The sequence below is a fragment of the Knoellia remsis genome (assembly GCF_003002895.1).
GTDB lineage: Bacteria > Actinomycetota > Actinomycetes > Actinomycetales > Dermatophilaceae > Knoellia > Knoellia remsis.
The window spans coordinates 261469-276785 of record NZ_PVTI01000001.1; the positions used below are offsets into that span (position 1 = coordinate 261469).

Annotated in this window: 16 protein-coding genes; 7 read left to right on the forward strand and 9 right to left on the reverse strand. The window is 70.4% G+C overall.

Features of this window, described 5'->3' with window-relative positions:
• Nucleotides 1-84 precede the first annotated feature (84 nt).
• The 5 genes from BCF74_RS01205 (at nt 85) to BCF74_RS01225 (ending at nt 6132) form a co-directional block, all read left to right on the forward strand.
• Nucleotides 85-1509 carry a family 16 glycosylhydrolase gene (locus BCF74_RS01205; RefSeq protein ID WP_106296115.1) on the forward strand — a complete coding sequence of 475 codons (1425 nt, stop codon included), beginning with the start codon at nt 85-87 and terminating at the stop codon, nt 1507-1509.
• Nucleotides 1510-1577: 68 nt separating this feature from the next.
• Nucleotides 1578-3014 carry a family 16 glycosylhydrolase gene (locus BCF74_RS01210; RefSeq protein ID WP_106296116.1) on the forward strand — a complete coding sequence of 479 codons (1437 nt, stop codon included), beginning with the start codon at nt 1578-1580 and terminating at the stop codon, nt 3012-3014.
• Nucleotides 3015-3045: 31 nt separating this feature from the next.
• Nucleotides 3046-4041, forward strand: a complete 996-nt coding sequence (locus tag BCF74_RS01215; RefSeq protein ID WP_146132842.1) for a LacI family DNA-binding transcriptional regulator — start codon at nt 3046-3048, stop codon at nt 4039-4041.
• Nucleotides 4042-4087: 46 nt separating this feature from the next.
• Nucleotides 4088-5314: an ROK family transcriptional regulator gene (locus tag BCF74_RS01220; protein ID WP_106296118.1), complete on the forward strand. Its 1227-nt coding sequence runs from the start codon at nt 4088-4090 to the stop codon at nt 5312-5314.
• Nucleotides 5311-6132, forward strand: a complete 822-nt coding sequence (locus BCF74_RS01225) for an SMP-30/gluconolactonase/LRE family protein (protein WP_106296119.1) — start codon at nt 5311-5313, stop codon at nt 6130-6132. Before BCF74_RS01220 ends, BCF74_RS01225 begins: the two co-directional genes overlap by 4 nt.
• 12 nt (nt 6133-6144) lie before the next feature.
• Here the strand turns inward: BCF74_RS01225 and BCF74_RS01230 are convergent, their stop codons facing one another.
• From BCF74_RS01230 to BCF74_RS01255, 6 genes are read right to left on the reverse strand one after another with little or no spacing between them, the layout of a single operon-like run.
• Nucleotides 6145-6954 (reverse strand): SDR family NAD(P)-dependent oxidoreductase, encoded by an 810-nt coding sequence (locus tag BCF74_RS01230; protein WP_170070088.1) that lies wholly within the window; start codon nt 6952-6954, stop codon nt 6145-6147.
• Nucleotides 6955-6967: 13 nt separating this feature from the next.
• Nucleotides 6968-8131, reverse strand: a complete 1164-nt coding sequence (locus tag BCF74_RS01235; RefSeq protein ID WP_106296121.1) for a mandelate racemase/muconate lactonizing enzyme family protein — start codon at nt 8129-8131, stop codon at nt 6968-6970.
• Nucleotides 8128-9060 (reverse strand): dihydrodipicolinate synthase family protein, encoded by a 933-nt coding sequence (locus BCF74_RS01240; RefSeq protein ID WP_106296122.1) that lies wholly within the window; start codon nt 9058-9060, stop codon nt 8128-8130. The genes BCF74_RS01235 and BCF74_RS01240 overlap by 4 nt, the downstream gene beginning before the upstream one ends.
• A complete protein-coding gene (locus tag BCF74_RS01245; protein ID WP_106296123.1) occupies nt 9047-9970 on the reverse strand; it encodes a carbohydrate ABC transporter permease in 924 nt (307 codons plus the stop codon). Before BCF74_RS01245 ends, BCF74_RS01240 begins: the two co-directional genes overlap by 14 nt.
• 1 nt (nt 9971) lies before the next feature.
• On the reverse strand, nt 9972-10919 hold the full coding sequence (locus BCF74_RS01250) for a carbohydrate ABC transporter permease (RefSeq protein ID WP_106296124.1): 948 nt from the start codon (nt 10917-10919) through the stop codon (nt 9972-9974).
• Complete coding sequence (locus BCF74_RS01255; protein ID WP_106296125.1) at nt 10916-12217, reverse strand: sugar ABC transporter substrate-binding protein; 1302 nt, start codon at nt 12215-12217, stop codon at nt 10916-10918. Before BCF74_RS01255 ends, BCF74_RS01250 begins: the two co-directional genes overlap by 4 nt.
• Nucleotides 12218-12324: 107 nt before the next feature.
• Here BCF74_RS01255 and BCF74_RS01260 point away from each other — a divergent pair, with 107 nt between their 5' ends.
• Both BCF74_RS01260 and BCF74_RS01265 read left to right on the forward strand, forming a co-directional pair.
• Complete coding sequence (locus BCF74_RS01260) at nt 12325-12981, forward strand: bifunctional 4-hydroxy-2-oxoglutarate aldolase/2-dehydro-3-deoxy-phosphogluconate aldolase (RefSeq protein WP_218279170.1); 657 nt, start codon at nt 12325-12327, stop codon at nt 12979-12981.
• A gap of 26 nt (nt 12982-13007) precedes the next feature.
• Nucleotides 13008-13952 carry a sugar kinase gene (locus BCF74_RS01265; protein ID WP_218279171.1) on the forward strand — a complete coding sequence of 315 codons (945 nt, stop codon included), beginning with the start codon at nt 13008-13010 and terminating at the stop codon, nt 13950-13952.
• A 10-nt stretch (nt 13953-13962) separates the two neighbouring features.
• Here the strand turns inward: BCF74_RS01265 and BCF74_RS01270 are convergent, their stop codons facing one another.
• The 3 genes from BCF74_RS01270 to BCF74_RS01280 form a co-directional block, all read right to left on the reverse strand.
• Nucleotides 13963-14343: a hypothetical protein gene (locus BCF74_RS01270; RefSeq protein WP_106296126.1), complete on the reverse strand. Its 381-nt coding sequence runs from the start codon at nt 14341-14343 to the stop codon at nt 13963-13965.
• Entirely contained in the window at nt 14340-14666 is a 327-nt protein-coding gene (locus tag BCF74_RS01275; RefSeq protein WP_245889148.1) for a PadR family transcriptional regulator, read from the reverse strand. Before BCF74_RS01275 ends, BCF74_RS01270 begins: the two co-directional genes overlap by 4 nt.
• Nucleotides 14667-14742: 76 nt before the next feature.
• A partial coding sequence (locus BCF74_RS01280; RefSeq protein WP_218279172.1) for an HNH endonuclease signature motif containing protein occupies nt 14743-15317 on the reverse strand: 575 nt, incomplete at its 5' end.

Genomic DNA, 15317 nt, shown 5'->3' on the forward strand with positions numbered 1-15317 from the left:
GGTCGGCGAGATGGCCTTAGATTCGAATGCCTAAGCGATTAGGCAGAGTGTCATCGCAACCGTCAGCCGATCAAAGGAGATCTCATGACGCCGTCATCCAGCCCGTCCCGTCGCGCCGTGATCGCCGGCACCGCAGGTGCCGCGGGCGTCGTCGCCACCACCGCGGCAGCTCCTGCTGCGGCCCGCTCTGCAGCCGTGCCGCCGACCGGTCCCGGCGCGGTTGCCCCCACGTCACCCACGGCCCAGTCCCTCCTCGACCAGGGGTACGAGCTGACGTGGCGTGACGAGTTCAACCGGCCCGTGCTGGACCGGACGAAGTGGACGTGCGGATTCCGGTCCAAGCGGTCCGACTACATCCACCCAGGCGACTACTACGCCTATGCCGCCTCGCAGGTGAGCGTGCGGGACGGGCACCTCCGGATCGTCGCGGAGACCAAGGACGTCACCGTCAACGAGCGGACCGTGCCTCGCGCATCCGGTGGGGTGAGCTCGCGGTGGCACGCGACGTTCACCTACGGCTATTTCGAATGCCGGTTCCGCCAGAACGTGCGCACTGCCGGGTGGACCTTCGTGCCGGCCTTCTGGATGGATGCGATCGGCGACTCGGACAACCGCGTGCACGACCGCAGCCGGTTCAAGAAGGCCATCCCTCGAGGCTGGGGCAACGAGCTCGACATCCTCGAGTCCAGCGGCCGAATGGGTCAGAGCTGGGCAGTGCACACCGGGGACGACGACGGGTCCGGGATCGGGTCGATCTCGGGGGCGCACTGGGAGAACAACGAGGTGGGGGTCTGGCACACCGCCTCCCTGCTGTGGACCCCGGACAGCTACACCTTCTACATCGACGACGACGTCACCCAGCACGTGGCGCGAAGCGATCGCCGAGACATCGCGGCGACGCCGCACTACCTCATGCTCAGTGCGGCCGGGCACATGCCCGCGAACGGCGAGACCGGGATCTACGACGTCGACTACGTGCGCGTCTACCAGCACCCGCAGATCGACGCTCCGAACCACACCTGGACCGGTTTCGACCGTGGCCCCTGGCATCTGAGCGCCAGCTCGACCGACGGCACCCGCTGGTCGGAGAAGGTCAACAAGATCTACACCGGTCATGGTGGGGGCGGCGACTTCTGGCGGTCCGCGCAGACCCAACGTGGCGGCGAGTGGTTCATGATCGACCTGGGCATCACCCAGCGCGTCCGCCACCTGAGAATCGTTGCGCCACAGGCCTATCCGCAGACCGGCGGGAGCCTGGACACCGAAGGCCAGTGGGCCGAGGAGTTCGAGATCTACTCGGCGTCCGCGCCCGAGGCATGGCGTGCCCCGGACCATCCGGCGTGGGCCCGGCCGATCGCCACGGGACGGGGCGAGGTCGTCTCGAACGTTGTCTTCGGCCGGCCCGTCGTCGGTCGCTACCTCATGATCCGCCAGACCGGTCAGAACCCCGCGAAGAAGTGGTCGATCCGCGACATCTACGCCTTCGACCGGGTCGGACCCCTGGCCTGACCGCACCCCGTCCACCTCCTGACGAACCCGCACCCCGCACGCACCAGTCCCACGAAGGAGCAGATCCCATGCACAACCCCCAGAGTCCGTCGCGTCGCGGCGTCATCGCGGGCGCCGTCGGCGCGGCCGGCGTCGCTGCCGCCACCGCTGCCTCGTCTTCCTCTGCCGCTGCCGCCCCTGCGGCCCTGCCGGGCGGCGCACGCCGGTCAGCCGGTGACGGCGTCGTCCCGCACTCGGCGACCGCCGCGTCCTTCCTGTCCCAGGGGTACGAGCTGACCTGGCGCGACGAGTTCGACAAGCCGCACCTCGACCCCCGCAACTGGACCCGAGGCTTCCGGTCCAAGCGGTCCGACTACATCCACCCCGGCGACAACTACTGCTACGCCGGCTCACAGGTGAGCCTCGGCGACGGGTTCCTCCGCATCATCGCGGAGAACAAGGAGAAGACGGTCAACGAGCGAACCGTTCCGCGAGCCACCGGTGGCGTCAGCAGTCGCTGGCACCAGACCTTCACCTACGGCTACTTCGAGGCTCGGTTCCGACAGAACATCCGTCCCGCCGGCTGGACCTTCGTCCCGGCCTTCTGGCTGGACGCCATCGGGGACTCCGACAACCGAGACCACGACCGGAGCCGGTTCAAGAACGCCCTCCCCACCGGCTGGGGTGCCGAGGTCGACATCCTCGAGTCCAGCGGTCTGCGCGGGTGGAACTGGGCCGTCTGCAACCTCGATGACGACGGCTCGGGCGCCGGGTGGGTCGACAAGTGGCTCAACTTCAACCTCGAGACCGACGTGTGGCACACGGTGTCGTGCCTGCGGACCCCGGAGGGCTACACGTTCTACCTCGACGACATCGAGACCGGGCGCGTCACCGCCGCAGACCGGCGCATCGCGAGCACGCCGATGTACCTCATGCTCAGCGCAGCCGGGCACATGCCGCCGAACGGGGAGACGGGCATCTACGACGTCGACTATGTGCGCGTCTACCAGCACCCGGAGATGGATGCGCCCGTCAACCACTGGACCGGGTTCGACCGCGGGCCGTGGCACCTCAGCGCCAGCTCGACCGACGGGACCCGCTGGTCGGAGAAGGTCAACAAGGTCTACTCCGGCCACGGCTGGGGCGACTTCTGGCGCTCGGCCGCACCGCAGCGCGGTGACGAGTGGTTCATGATCGACCTCGGGGTGACCCAGCGCGTGCGCCAGCTGCGCATCGTCGCGCCACAGGCGTACCCGCAGCGAGGGGGCAGCCTGGACACCGAGGGCCAGTGGGCCGAGGAGTTCGAGATCTACTCCGCCTCCGCGCCGCCGGCCTGGCGGAACCCCGACCACCCGGCGTGGGGCAACCCGCTGGCCTCCGGACGGGGCGACGTCGTGTCCGACGTCGTCTTCGGGCGGCCCGTCGTCGGGCGCTACCTCATGATTCGCCAGACCGGGCAGAATCCCGAGAAGAAGTGGTCGATCCGCGACATCTACGCCTTCGACAAGGTTGCGCCGCTCGCCTGAGTCGGCCACTGCAGGTGGTAGACACGGAGGCGTGACGACCTCCCGGCTGCCTCGGCGAACGACGCTCAAGGACGTCGCCGAGGCAGCCGGGGTGTCCACCGCCACGGCGTCGTTCGCCCTGAGTGGCCGGCTCGACGGCCCGGCCCGGATGAGCGACCGGACCCGCGCGCACATCACCGAGGTCGCGGACCGGCTCGGCTACGTGCCGCAGTTCTCGGCGCGCAGTCTCGCGCGCGGGACGACCGACCTCGTCGCTGTGGTCCTCAACTTCCCCGGGTCGAGGTGGGCCGGCGCGGTCACGGATGCCATCACCGACGCCGTCGGCGCCCTGGGTGCGGTCACGGTGTCCTTGGCACACGAGCGCTGGGCCGAGCACCTTCGTCGGGGTTTCGCCGGAGCCGCCTTCGTCGAGGACTGGCCGGGCCGGGAGGACAGCGACCTGGCAGCAATCGCGCGCCTGGGGACCACGCTCATGGTGGCGAGCCGAGAAGCGCCCAGCCGACCGGCATACGACGTCGTCGTGAGCAACGAGTACTCCGCCTGTCGCGAGATGGTGGAGGGCCTGCTCACCCGCGGGCATCGGCGGATCGGGGTGCTGCGACGCTCGCACGACGAGGAGCACCATGCGCCGAACGAGCGGCTGCGGGCGTACCTCGACGCGGTCGACGCCGCGGGACAGCAACCGGTGAAGTCCCTCGTCCGCTTCGCTCGCAACCGCTACGACCTCGCCTATGCCGAGACCACGCAGCTGCTCGCGTTGCCCGAGCCGCCCACGGCGATCTATGCCATGAACGGCCCCTCGGCAGCCGGTGCGCTCTGGGCGACGCAGGCGGCCGGTGCCCGCGACGTCGAGGTCGTCGGAGTCGACCCGGTGGGGGACCTGCAGACTCAGCCCGAGCTGTCGTGGGTGACCATCGCCGAGGGCGAGATGGCTCGGATGGGGCGGCGGATGGCGGACCGCATCACCGACCCGTCGCTGCCGGTGACCGAGCTCGAGCTGCACTGGGTTCTGCGCCGTCCCGGCTAGCCCGCTATGGTTTTCTTCACACCAAGAACTATTTGAGGCGGAGCCGATGGCAGCACCACAGGCCGGGTCGGAACGGCGCCGGCCGCGCGTCGTGTCCGACCTGAGTCGCGCGCACGTCGCTGCCCTGGTCGGAGTCCTGAGGGAGGGTCCGGCCGCGCGGGCGGAGCTGGCCGAGCGGCTCGGGCTCAGTGCAGGTGCGGTGACGCGCCTCGTCGGCCGCCTGCTCGACGCCGACTTCGTCCACGAGCTCGATGACGTGCCCCGCTCCGCGACGCGCGGACGGCCCCGTCGTCCGCTGGCGCTGCGGTCGGATCGCCGGGTCATCCTCGCGGCGCACATCGGCGCGAACCGGACCAGTGTCGGGGTCGTCGACCTCGCCGGGCACGTCACCCATGCGACCGAGCACTTCCATCGAGACCTGACCCCTTCGGCGGTCCTCGCGGCCACCCGGTCGCTGTTGCGGCGAACCGTGAAACAGGTCGATGACTCCGGCACTCGCGTCGTCGGCACAGGCATCGGCATCGGTGGCTGGGTCGACCAGGGGCGCGTCGTGGAGCATCCCGGTCTCGGCTGGGTCGACGTCGACGTCCAGCGTCGGCTGGCCGGCGCAGCCGTGGGCCCGCTGAGCGTCGAGTCGCACGTGCGCGGGCTCGCCCTCGCGGAAGCCGACTTCGGAGCTGCGCTCGGGACGGACACGCTCGTCGAGCTGCACGTCGGCAACGTCACCGACGCCGCGGTCCTCGTCGGTGGTCGGCTCCTGCGCGGGCCATTGTCGGCGGCGGGTTCGGTGGGCCATCTGCCGGTGCGTGCCGACGGCGAGGGTGTTGTCTGCCCGTGTGGGCGCCACGGCTGTGCACAGGTGGAGCTCTCCGAAGCCCGTCTCCTCGAGCGCGCACGGGCCGATGGTCTCTCGGTGACCTCGGTGTCCGACGTCGACACCCTCGCGGCCTCCGGGGACCCGCGCGCCTCGGCACTGCGCGATGACCGGCTGGCCATGATCGGCATGCTCTCGTCGCACCTCGTCGACGTCGTCGGCCCGGACCGGCTCGTGCTCGCCGGACTGCATGACCTCGGCGAGAGGGACCTCGACATCGTCCGACGGGCCGCGATCCGTCGGCCGGACACGGCGGGGCCGCACCCGGAGATCGTCGCGTCCGACCTCGGTGACCATCCGCTGCTGCTCGCGGCGGCCGCGCCCCCGTTGCTTGCCTGGTTCGATGACCCGACCGCCGCGGAGCGGGACCTGTCGCAGCTCGCGGCACCGAGCGCATGACGACCCGCGCACGCTTGCTCGGGAACGACCGTCGGTTCACCGGTGAGGGCGCCTTCTGGGACGGGGACGGGCTGCTCTGGGTCGACATCTGGGCCGGGCACGTGCTGCGCACCGATCGCTCCGGTCGCACCGAGATCCTCTGGGTGACGATGCCGCCAGTGGGGTTCGCCGTCGCCGTCGTCGATGGCCTCCTCGTGGGCGCGGGCCTCGACATCGTCCACGTCGGCGCCGGTGGCGCGCGGCGCGTCGTCGAGGTCACCGGCGCCGCGCCCGACTCGCGGCTCAACGACGGGGCGATCGACGCTGCCGGGCGCCTCTGGTTCGGGACGGTCACCCCGCGGGGGACCGACTCGAGCGTCTTCCGGTATGCCGCTGAGCGGCTCGACCTCGTGTGGTCCGGTCTCGAGGTGGCCAACGGGATGGACTGGTCGCCGGATGGAGAGGTGATGTACGTCGCCGACACCGGCACTGGTGTCGTGCATTGGGCGAGGCATGACCCGGCCACGGGAGAGGTCGGGGCGCTCGAGGAATGGGCGGCGCGGGCACCGGGCGCTCCGGACGGGCTCTGCGTCGCCCCCGACGGTGGGCTGTGGCTGGCCGAGATCTTCACCGGCTCGGTGGTCGAGCTGGTTGCTGGTGAGGTGCGCCGCACGGTCACGGTGGACTGTCCGCGGGTCACGAGCGTGGCGTGTGCGAGCGGTCCCGGTGATCCCCTCGAGCTGTGGATCACGACCGGGCGCAAGGACCTCACGCCGGAGCAGCTGCGGAAGCATCCCGAATCGGGGTCGCTGTTCGTGGCCCGCCCGGACGGGGCCTGACCTGACCAGGACTCAGGCGTCGTAGGGTCCGAGTCCCGCCAGCTGGCCGCCGTCGACGGGCACGACCGCACCGTTGACGTGGCGTGCCCGGTCGTCGAGGAGGAACCGGACGACCTCGGCGACATCCTCCGGACGCCCCACGCGACCGAGCGGGTTCTCGGCCGCGCGCTGCGCGAGGTCCTGCTCGGAGGCGTGCCGCGCCGCGTTGCGCTCGACCGCGATGAACCCCGGCGCGACGACGTTGGTGCGTATCCCGTCCGGTCCGAGCTCGACGGCGAGTGACCGCGCGAGTGCCTCGAGCCCAGCCTTGGATGCTGAGTAGGCAGCCCCGCCCGTGCCGGCTACCTGCGCGTGCACCGACGAGATGAGGACGATCGCGGCGCCGAACGCGCCCGGCCCACGGGGCGCGCCAGGTCCCGCGGAGGCGCCGGTCGCGCTGGTCCCGGCCGTGTCGCCGCGACTCGACCGCACCGTCGTGGCGACCGCCCGAGCCCACAGGGCGGGCGCGACGAGGTTGACGTCGAGCGTGTCGCGCCAGCGCGTCTCGTCGAGCTCGAGCACCGACCACCAGGACTGCAACGCTGCCGACACGACGAGTCCGGTGAGAGGGCCACGGGCCGTCGCGGACGACATGGCCGCGCGCATGACGGCGGGGTTCGTCACGTCGCCGGCGACCCAGGTGGACCGGCTGTCGTTGCAGAGGTCGCGAGGCGCGTCCTCGCGATCCACTCCGACGACGTTGACACCGTCGGCGGACAGGAGGTCGACGACGGCGCGGCCGATGCCACGAGCGGCGCCGGTGACGATGACGGATCTGCTCACGGGGCCAGCATGCCTAGCGGAGCGAGTCCAGGCCAAGGCTCCCGGGATGGGCGACTCCGACCTCGGTGACACGACGCTGGTGGTGCTGCAGCACGTCCGCGTCCACGGCCACACCGAGGCCGGGGGCGTCAGTGGTCCTCGCCCGGCCCGAGGACTCCAGTGACGGGTCGGTGAGCAGCTCCATCCGCCATGGCACCTCACCGAAGGCGCACTCGAGGATGCGGGCCGTCGGGAAGGCCGACGAGGCCGCGACCGAGTGTGCCGTCGCGACGGGCCCGGTGGGGTTGTGGATCGACACCTCGAGGCCTCGCTCCGCGGCGAGTCGTCCCAGCTCCACGGCGCGGCGGTCACCGCCGGAGTGCTTCACATCCGGCATGAACACGTCGAGTGCTCCTGACTCGATGGCGGTGACGACCTGGTCGGGGCGCGTGGCGAACTCGCCCGCGGCCTGGGGGATGTCGAGGATGTCCTTGGCGCGCTTGACCGAGTCGGCATCGTCGATGAATGCGATGTCCTCGATCCATCGCAGGTCGAGGTCGAGCACGCGGGACCGCACGGCCCGCAGCTCGTCGTGGCTGACGAAGTGGTGGGCGTCGAGCATGAGGTCGACGTCGCCGCCGATCTCCTCACGGACGGCCTCGACCAGACGGAGCCCGGTGTCGACGCGACGGTCACCGACGAGGAAGTCGAACGGGGCACACTTGATCGCCGCGAAACCGGCCTGGACCGCATCGCGCGCGACCCGGGCGAACTCCCGTGGTGTGCGCTCGCGAACCCCACGGTTGATGTTGGCGTAGAGCGGGATCGACGACGGCCCGGTCGGGCCGCCGAGGTGCGCGGCCAGCGGGACGCCGGCCAGCTGCGCGTCGAGGTCGCACAGCGCCTGGTCGAGCCCGCCGAGCAGCGTGGAGTCGGCGGGCAGGGCGCGCGAGGCTCCCATCGCCAGGCCGGCTGCCGTGACCTCGGTGGCGAGTCGGGCCAGGGCGTCGCCGAGGCCGAGGCCGAGGTAGGCCGCGGTCAGCTCGTCCCACCGCGGCACGGCGATCTCGACGGCGTGCGCGTCCGAGGCCTCGCCCCAGCCGGTGCGGCCGTCGTCGAGGGTGACCTCGACGAAGACCCACGTCGTGCGCCACGTGACCGGGACGCGATGCATGGTGATGTCCACGATGCTGCTCATCGGCGTGCCCCCACGGGAGCGAGGAGATCCGTGAACTCGTCGAGGAACGCCTCGACCGACGCGTGCAGGTCGGGCGTGAGCTGCGGTGCGGGAGAACGGCATACGGCCGTGTCGAGGAGACCACGACGGAAGGCGACCTCCTTCGCGACACTGATCATCAGCCCGGGCTCGGACTCCCACACGATGATGTAGGGCAGCAGTCGCTGGTAGAGGTCGCGCGCCTCACCGCGGCGGCCGTCGTGCCAGGCGCGCAGGATCGCGGCGTAGACCTCAACGAACCCCGTCACGGGCTGCACCCCCGAGGTGTCGTGGTCGAGCGCATCCATGAGGTGCAGCCCGGAACGGCCGACGAGCGCATCGAGGGGCGGGTCACCGTGCACGAGCGCGCCGATGAACGGCCCCGGACGGTCGACCTCGACCTTGACGCTGACGAGGTTCGGGTGCCGTCGCGCCCATTCCTGCAGCCGTGCGGGGCCGAGGCTCACGGTGGACACGTCGGAGGCGTGCTGGATCATCACTGGAGCCGGGGCGAGGTCGGCGAGCACCTCGTCGACGAAGTCCTCCACGGCACTCGCGGGCAGTGGCCAGAACCGCGGCGTCATGATGTTGACGAGGTCCGCACCCCACTCGAGCGCCTCGTGGGCGCGCCGTAGGACGGTCACGGTCGACTGGTCGGTGATGCTCACGACGGCCAGGACGTCGTCGAGGTCACGGGTGCGGGTGACGAGCCGCTGGGTGAGCAGCGCGCGCTCGCTGTCGTCGAGGGTGTAGAACTCCGAGGCGATGCCGGGGAAGAAGACTCCGCCCACGCCGTGCGACAGGGTGTCGTCGACGAGCCGGTCGAAGCTCGTCAGGTCGATGCTCTGGTCGGCGTGGAAGGGCAGCTGGAGGACGGGGACGAGTCCGCGTGGGCTCCTACTTGTCGACACCGGCGGTCACTCCTTCGAGGATGCGTCCCGCCGTCCAGACGAAGACGGCGAGGATGGGCAGGGTCACGACCGCCACACCGGCGAAGAGCACACCCCAGCTGCTCTGGTTCTGCAGCGACCCGAACGTGTTGAGCAGGGTGGGGCCGAGAGTCGACTTGGCGGGGTCGTTGATGAGCACGAGGACGAGCAGGGTCTCGTTCCACGCCGTGATGAGGTTGAGCACGAACACCGTGCGCACGGCCGGCCCGGCGAGCGGCAGCATCACCTCGCGGAACGTCGTCCACCGGGATGCGCCGTCGATCGTCGCGGCCTCCTCGAGCTCGCTCGGCAGGCTGCGGAAGTAGCCCTCGAGCACGAAGACGCTGAACGGGATCTGCCACGCGACGGAGACCGCGACGACGAAGATCCGCTGGTCCCACCAGCCCGTCACCCAGTCGACCATGAGCGTGTCGAGCTGGGCGTTCATGACGACGTAGGGGACGAGGACGATCTGGTGCGGGATCGTCATACCGAGCGAGAAGAACACGAGCAGCCAGCCACCGGCCTTGCGGCCGGACCGCGCGATTCCGTATGCCGCGGGGGCAGCGAACAGGACCGACGTCGCCGCGGTGGCCACGGCATACACGACGGTGTTCGCGAAGGCGCGGCCGAAGCCGGAGTCGGCCCAGGCGCGCGTGAAGTTCTCCCACGCGAGACGGCTCGGGGCCGAGAGGAAGTCGAAGACCTCGGAGTCCGTTTTGAGCGAGGTGACGAGGACCCAGAGAAGCAGCAGGACGTTGAAGCCCACCCAGAGCCAGAGGACCGCCTTGGCACCGCCGGGCAGGAGGACGTCACCGAAGAAGCGGGATGCAGGCCCCGGGCCGGCACGGAAGTTCGCGGGCGGCCTTGGGGCAGTGGTGGTTTCGGCCATGTCAGTACTCCACCGGCTCGGAGCGCAGGAGCCGCCGCAGCAGGACGACGAGGATGGTGACGAGGACGACGAACGCGACACCCAGCGCGGATCCGTAGCCGAAGTCCGGTCGGCCACCGAAGGGCGACATCGTGACGTACTGCTCGACGGCGAAGGTGCGGGCGCTGTACGGCGGGGTGCCGCTGGCGCCGGTGAGGGTGTAGACGATGTCGAAGACCTTCATGAGCTGGATGAGGCAGAGGGTGACGACGACGCCGAGGACGCCGCGTGACATCGGCAGGGTGACGTACCAGAGCCGTTGCCAAGCGGTGGCGCCGGCGAGGTCGGCGGACTCGTAGAGCGAGGCCGGGATGGAGTCGATCACGGCGAGGAGCAGCACGATCGCGAGCCCGGAGAGGGTCCACGTGACGGCAGCCATGACGCACTTGAAGACGAGGTCGGGGCCGAGCCAGGACTGGCGGAGTGAGTCCAGCCCGAGGGAGGACAGGCTGACGTTGAGCAGCCCCTGCGGGTCGAGGAGGAAGCCGAACGCGACACCGATCGCGATGGGGGAGATGAGGTATGGCACGAAGACGACGACCCGGACGATGCGCCGGCCGCGCATGCGCTGCAGCACGAGCATCGCGATGAGGGTGACGATCCCGATGCCGACGAGGCCGACGACCATGAGCAGCAGGGTGTTGAGCAGCACGGTGTGCATCCCCGAGTCGGCGAGCATGCGGCGGTAGTTCGCCAGCCCGGCGAAGGTCATCGGAGACCCGAGGCCCTCCCAGCGCATGAAGCTGACATACACGCCGAAGAGAGCCGGCCCGAGGTAGAGCACGACGTAGACAGCGAGCGCAGGCAGGACGAACGGCCACAGTGACGGCGCCGTCGACCGCACGGCGGCAGCGCCGGTTCGGGGCTGCGGCGCGCGGCGGCGTCGCAGCCCCGAGGGGAGGATGCTCACGAGTTGCGCCAGAAGGTGGCCGTCTCGGCCTTGCCGCGGCTGGCGAACTGTTCGGGGGTGACCTTGGCGTTCATGAGGTCGCTGATGAGCGGGGTCATGACCTTGTCCCACCACTGTCCAACGGCGGGGGCGTTGTCGTCGGTGACGGTGACCTGCCCGGCCTCGTCGATGGCGGTGCGGAAGTCGGCGAGCCGCTCCGGGGGAGTGGCGGTGCTTTGCGCGGGGATGTTGTTGGCCTCGTCGGCGATGGCCTGCTGCACCTTCTCACCCTGGAGGTAGGCGAGGAGCTGCTGTGCTCCTTCGGTGTTCTTGGCCTTGTTGCTGATCGACCAGCCGAGGGCGCCCATCTGGACGAGCTCGTTGCCGGACCCGCCCTCGATCGTCGGGAACGCGAAGTAGCGGGCGTCGAAGCCGGGAGCCTGCATGGCACCGGTCTCGTCGGGGACCCAGCTGCCCTGGAGGAGGAAGGTCATTTCGTTCTTGGCCCAGGCGTTCTGGGCGGCCGGCGACTTCGAACCCTCGAACCCGGGCTGGAAGAGGCCGTCCTTGACGAGGCCCTGGACGAGCGCGGCGGCCTTCGTGACCTCGGGCTTGTCCCACGCGGCGCCGGTCTTGTCGGCACCGAGCTCACGGAAGGCGCCGGCGCCGGCGAGGCGGAGGAGCGCCCACGAGAACCAGCGGGACGTCTGACGGGCCTGGGTGCCGTCGAGCGAGATCGCCGGCGTGCCGGCGGCCTTGGACTTCTGGGCTGCGGCGACGAACTCGTCCCAGGTCTTCGGGGGAGAGGAGGCGATGCCCGGGTTCTTGGCGGCGTTGAACCAGATGCCGTAGGCAAGGATCTCGTCCGCGATCATGCGCGGCACACCGTCGGGGTCGGACGTGACGGTCTTGAGGTTCTTGGAGATGCCGTCACCGACGTTCGCGCCTTCGGGCGTCTTGGCGTCGAGGACGGGTGTGACGTCGGTGAGGAAGTCGTAGTCGCCGATGCGGGAGGCGTCGGCGGGGAGGACGTCGGGTCCTTGTCCGGCGGGGACGGCCGTCTTGAGCGTGGCCCACACCTCTGGTCCGCGGAAGAGGGCCTCGACCTTGATCCCGGTGTCCTTGGTGAAGTCCTCGAAAGCCTTGGCGTAGACCTTCTGCTGCGAGGTGCCTTGGGCCCACGACGACCAGACGACCACGGGCTGGTCCTTGGCTGCGGAGTCCTGCGCGTCGTCGCCGACCTTGGCACCGCACCCCGTGAGTGCGGTGGCCGCGGCGACCGCGATCGTGAGTCCAACTGCTCTGCGTGCACGCACCATTGCGGCTCCTGAGAAAGTGCTTTACTTGCTGACATGAAGAAAATAACTGGCGGGTGTGGGCAGCGCAAGGCCCTCGTCTGGGTGAGTTGCGGAGGAGGTCGGTCCGTGTGGGCCCGGTCGTGACGTCCTCGCTGCTCGATCAGCTGGCCACGATGCCCGTCCTGGCGATCCTGCGGTCGGGCACGGGCGCCTATCTCGGTTCCGCCGCCGCTGCGCTGGTGGAGTGCGGGGTGACCTGTGTCGAGGTCACGGTCCCGACGCCCGGAAGTGCTGACGTCGTCGAGGACCTGTCTCGTATGCCGGGTGCGTACGTCGGGATGGGAACCGTGCGTTCGGTGTCCGACTTGGATACGGCGGTGGGTGCCGGTGCGCGATTCGTTGTGTCCCCACACACCGATGTCGACCTCATCCGGGCCGCGGTGGACCGGGGGCTGGAGGCTGTTCCCGGGGCGATGACGCCATCGGAGGTCGTGGCTGCGGTGGACGCGGGTGCGACGGCTGTGAAGCTCTTCCCGGCGAGCCATCTCGGACCTGGGTACCTGTCGGCGCTGCGGGCTCCGTTGCCGGACGTGCCGTTCATCGCGACCGGTGGCATCGGCCTCACCGACGTGGGCGAGTGGATCGCGGCCGGAGCGGTGGGATTCGGCGTCGGCTCGCCTCTGGTCGGCGACGCCATCGAGACCGGCGGTCTGGAGGCGTTGCGGAGTCGTGCCCGCGCCTGGGTCGACGGCACTCGAGCGAGCGTGCCGCAGGACGAGTCGTGAGCGGCGGGGTGGGAGAGTCGTCGACGGTGAACCGCGAGAGAGGGCGCACGATCACCGTCGGCGAGACGATGGCGACGGCGTCAGCGACCCGGCCCGGACCGCTGCGGCATGCGGGCCTGCTCGAGCTGTCCACGGCCGGAGCGGAGTCGACCGTGGCCATCGGGCTGACCCGCCTCGGACACGACTGCACCTATCTCACCCGCGTCGGGGACGACGAGCTGGGGCGCCTCGTCGTCACGACCCTGCGCGGTGAGGGCCTGGATCTCGTCGCCCGGGTGGACGAGTCGCGCCGGACCGGACTCATGCTGCGTGAACAGCGCACGAGCGGAAGGGTGCGCGGCGAGTACTGGCGCGCCGGTTCGGCTGCTTCCGCGCTGTCGACCGGAGATGTCGACGCTCTCGACTTCGACGGTGTCTCGCTCGTCCACGTCACCGGCATCACGCTTGCCCTGTCGCCATCCTGCGCTGGGGCCGTGGAGCGACTCGTCGCCCGTGCCCGTGAGGTGAACGCGACGGTCTCGCTCGACGTCAACCACCGCGACGGTCTCTGGTCGCGCGCTGACGCGGCCACCGCGCTCTCGAGGGTGGTGGCGTCGTGCGACATCGTCTTCGCCTCGGCCGACGAGGTCGAGCTGCTCGGCGTGACCACGGCGGAGGAGCTGCTCGAGCAGGGGCCCTCGGTTGTCGCTGTCACCGATGGCGGTGGTGTCGCGACGGTGACGACGGCTGCGGGCACTGTCGAGGCCACCCCGCCGGCTGTCACGCTGGTCGACCCGCTCGGTGCCGGAGACGCCTTCGTCGTCGGCTACCTGTCCGGACACCTGGACGGGTTGGCCGTCGAGGATGCGTTGGCGCGAGCGGTCTCGGTCGCGGCGGTCGGGGTCTCGACGCGCGGTGACTGGGAGGGGCTGCCACGTCGTGATGAGCTACGTCCGGGGTCCCGGGGGAGGTTGACCGCTGATGAACCGTGAGGTTCCTCGTTCAGGTGCGGCTGCTGCCCGCCGAGTACCACGCGCGCAGGTCGTTGACCCGTCGGCGTGGTTCGTACTGGCGCGGGTCGGTGATGCGATGACACCGTCGGCACTCTCGCGAGATGACGATGTGGGACTCCGGGTTCGGGTGGGTCGTCCGGTCGTCGTGCAGGCCGAAGAAGCAGGCGGGCGCGGGTCCTTCGGCGAGCCGGGTGAGAAGGTGCCAGCGCAGGCGAGGGGCAGCGAGCAGGACCGACACGGCATACGTGACTCGACGTGACCGTGGCAGCGACCGCATGTCGGTGTCGAGCTCCTCGGCGTAGCGGCGTCGCTCCTGCTGCGGGAGGAGCCGTGTGGCCATCGCGATGATGGCCGCCGCGAGCCGCGTCATGGCGTGCTCGGGGCCGGTGAGGGGAGGCGGGCGCGGCGCGCCTCGGCGGCGGCGAGGGCGGCACGAGCCTCGGCTCGGCCGTCATGGGTGAGCCGGTAGAGCCGGCGCCGAGGGCGGCCTGCCTCGGATGGGTCGATATCCTCCCATGAGCTGGTGAGCCAGCCGGCGCTTTCGAGGCGCGCGAGGATCGGGTGGATGGTGCCGCTCGGCAGACGGGTTGCGGCACCGATCGCGAGGCCGTAGTGATCGGCGTCGGGTGCGGCGAGAAGCACGTCGAGGACGGCCCTCGTGGGGCCGGTCATCCGCGGCGTCGATGCCACCATGGTCTAACTCTACCTAGGTATGGCGCGGGAGGGAAGCCCCCGCGCCCCGTGGACCGCAGCGACGAGAAAGCTTGTTTCAGAAGGGGATCGTCTCGGGTTCCGGTGTTGGGGGCGGAAGGTCGACGAGCACGGTGCGGCCTTTGAGCAGTCCGTTGTGCAGGTCGGTGCGGGTGTCGTGGAAGAGGGGCTGTCCGCGGTGGTCGTAGGTGCGGCAGTTCCTGGCGGCGTATCGGCGGTGGGCGTGGCGGCCGTGGGGGGTCCGGCGGTCGGTGTCGAGGAGGTCGTCGAGCAGGGTCTCGAGGGTGCTGGGCTGCTCGCTTGTCGTGGTGTCGCTGGTGTTCTCGGTTTCGGGCGTGCTGGGGTGCACGGTGGCGAGGCGCAAATGGTCGACGGGGTGGGTGGTGAACTCGCGGCCGGTGGGGTCGGTCCAGGTGGCGGTGCCGTCGGGGTCGAGTCGGACGCGCCAGTCGTGGCGTTGCTTGATGCGGTGGTGATGTCGACAGAGCGCGATGAGGTTGCCCGGGTGGGTGGGTCCTTGGGGCCAGGGGATGACGTGGTCGAGGTCGGTCTGTCTCGCGGAGGCGGTGCAGCCGGGGAACCGGCAGGTGCCGTCACGCAGCCTCACGAGGCGGGCCATCGCGGCCGGAACGC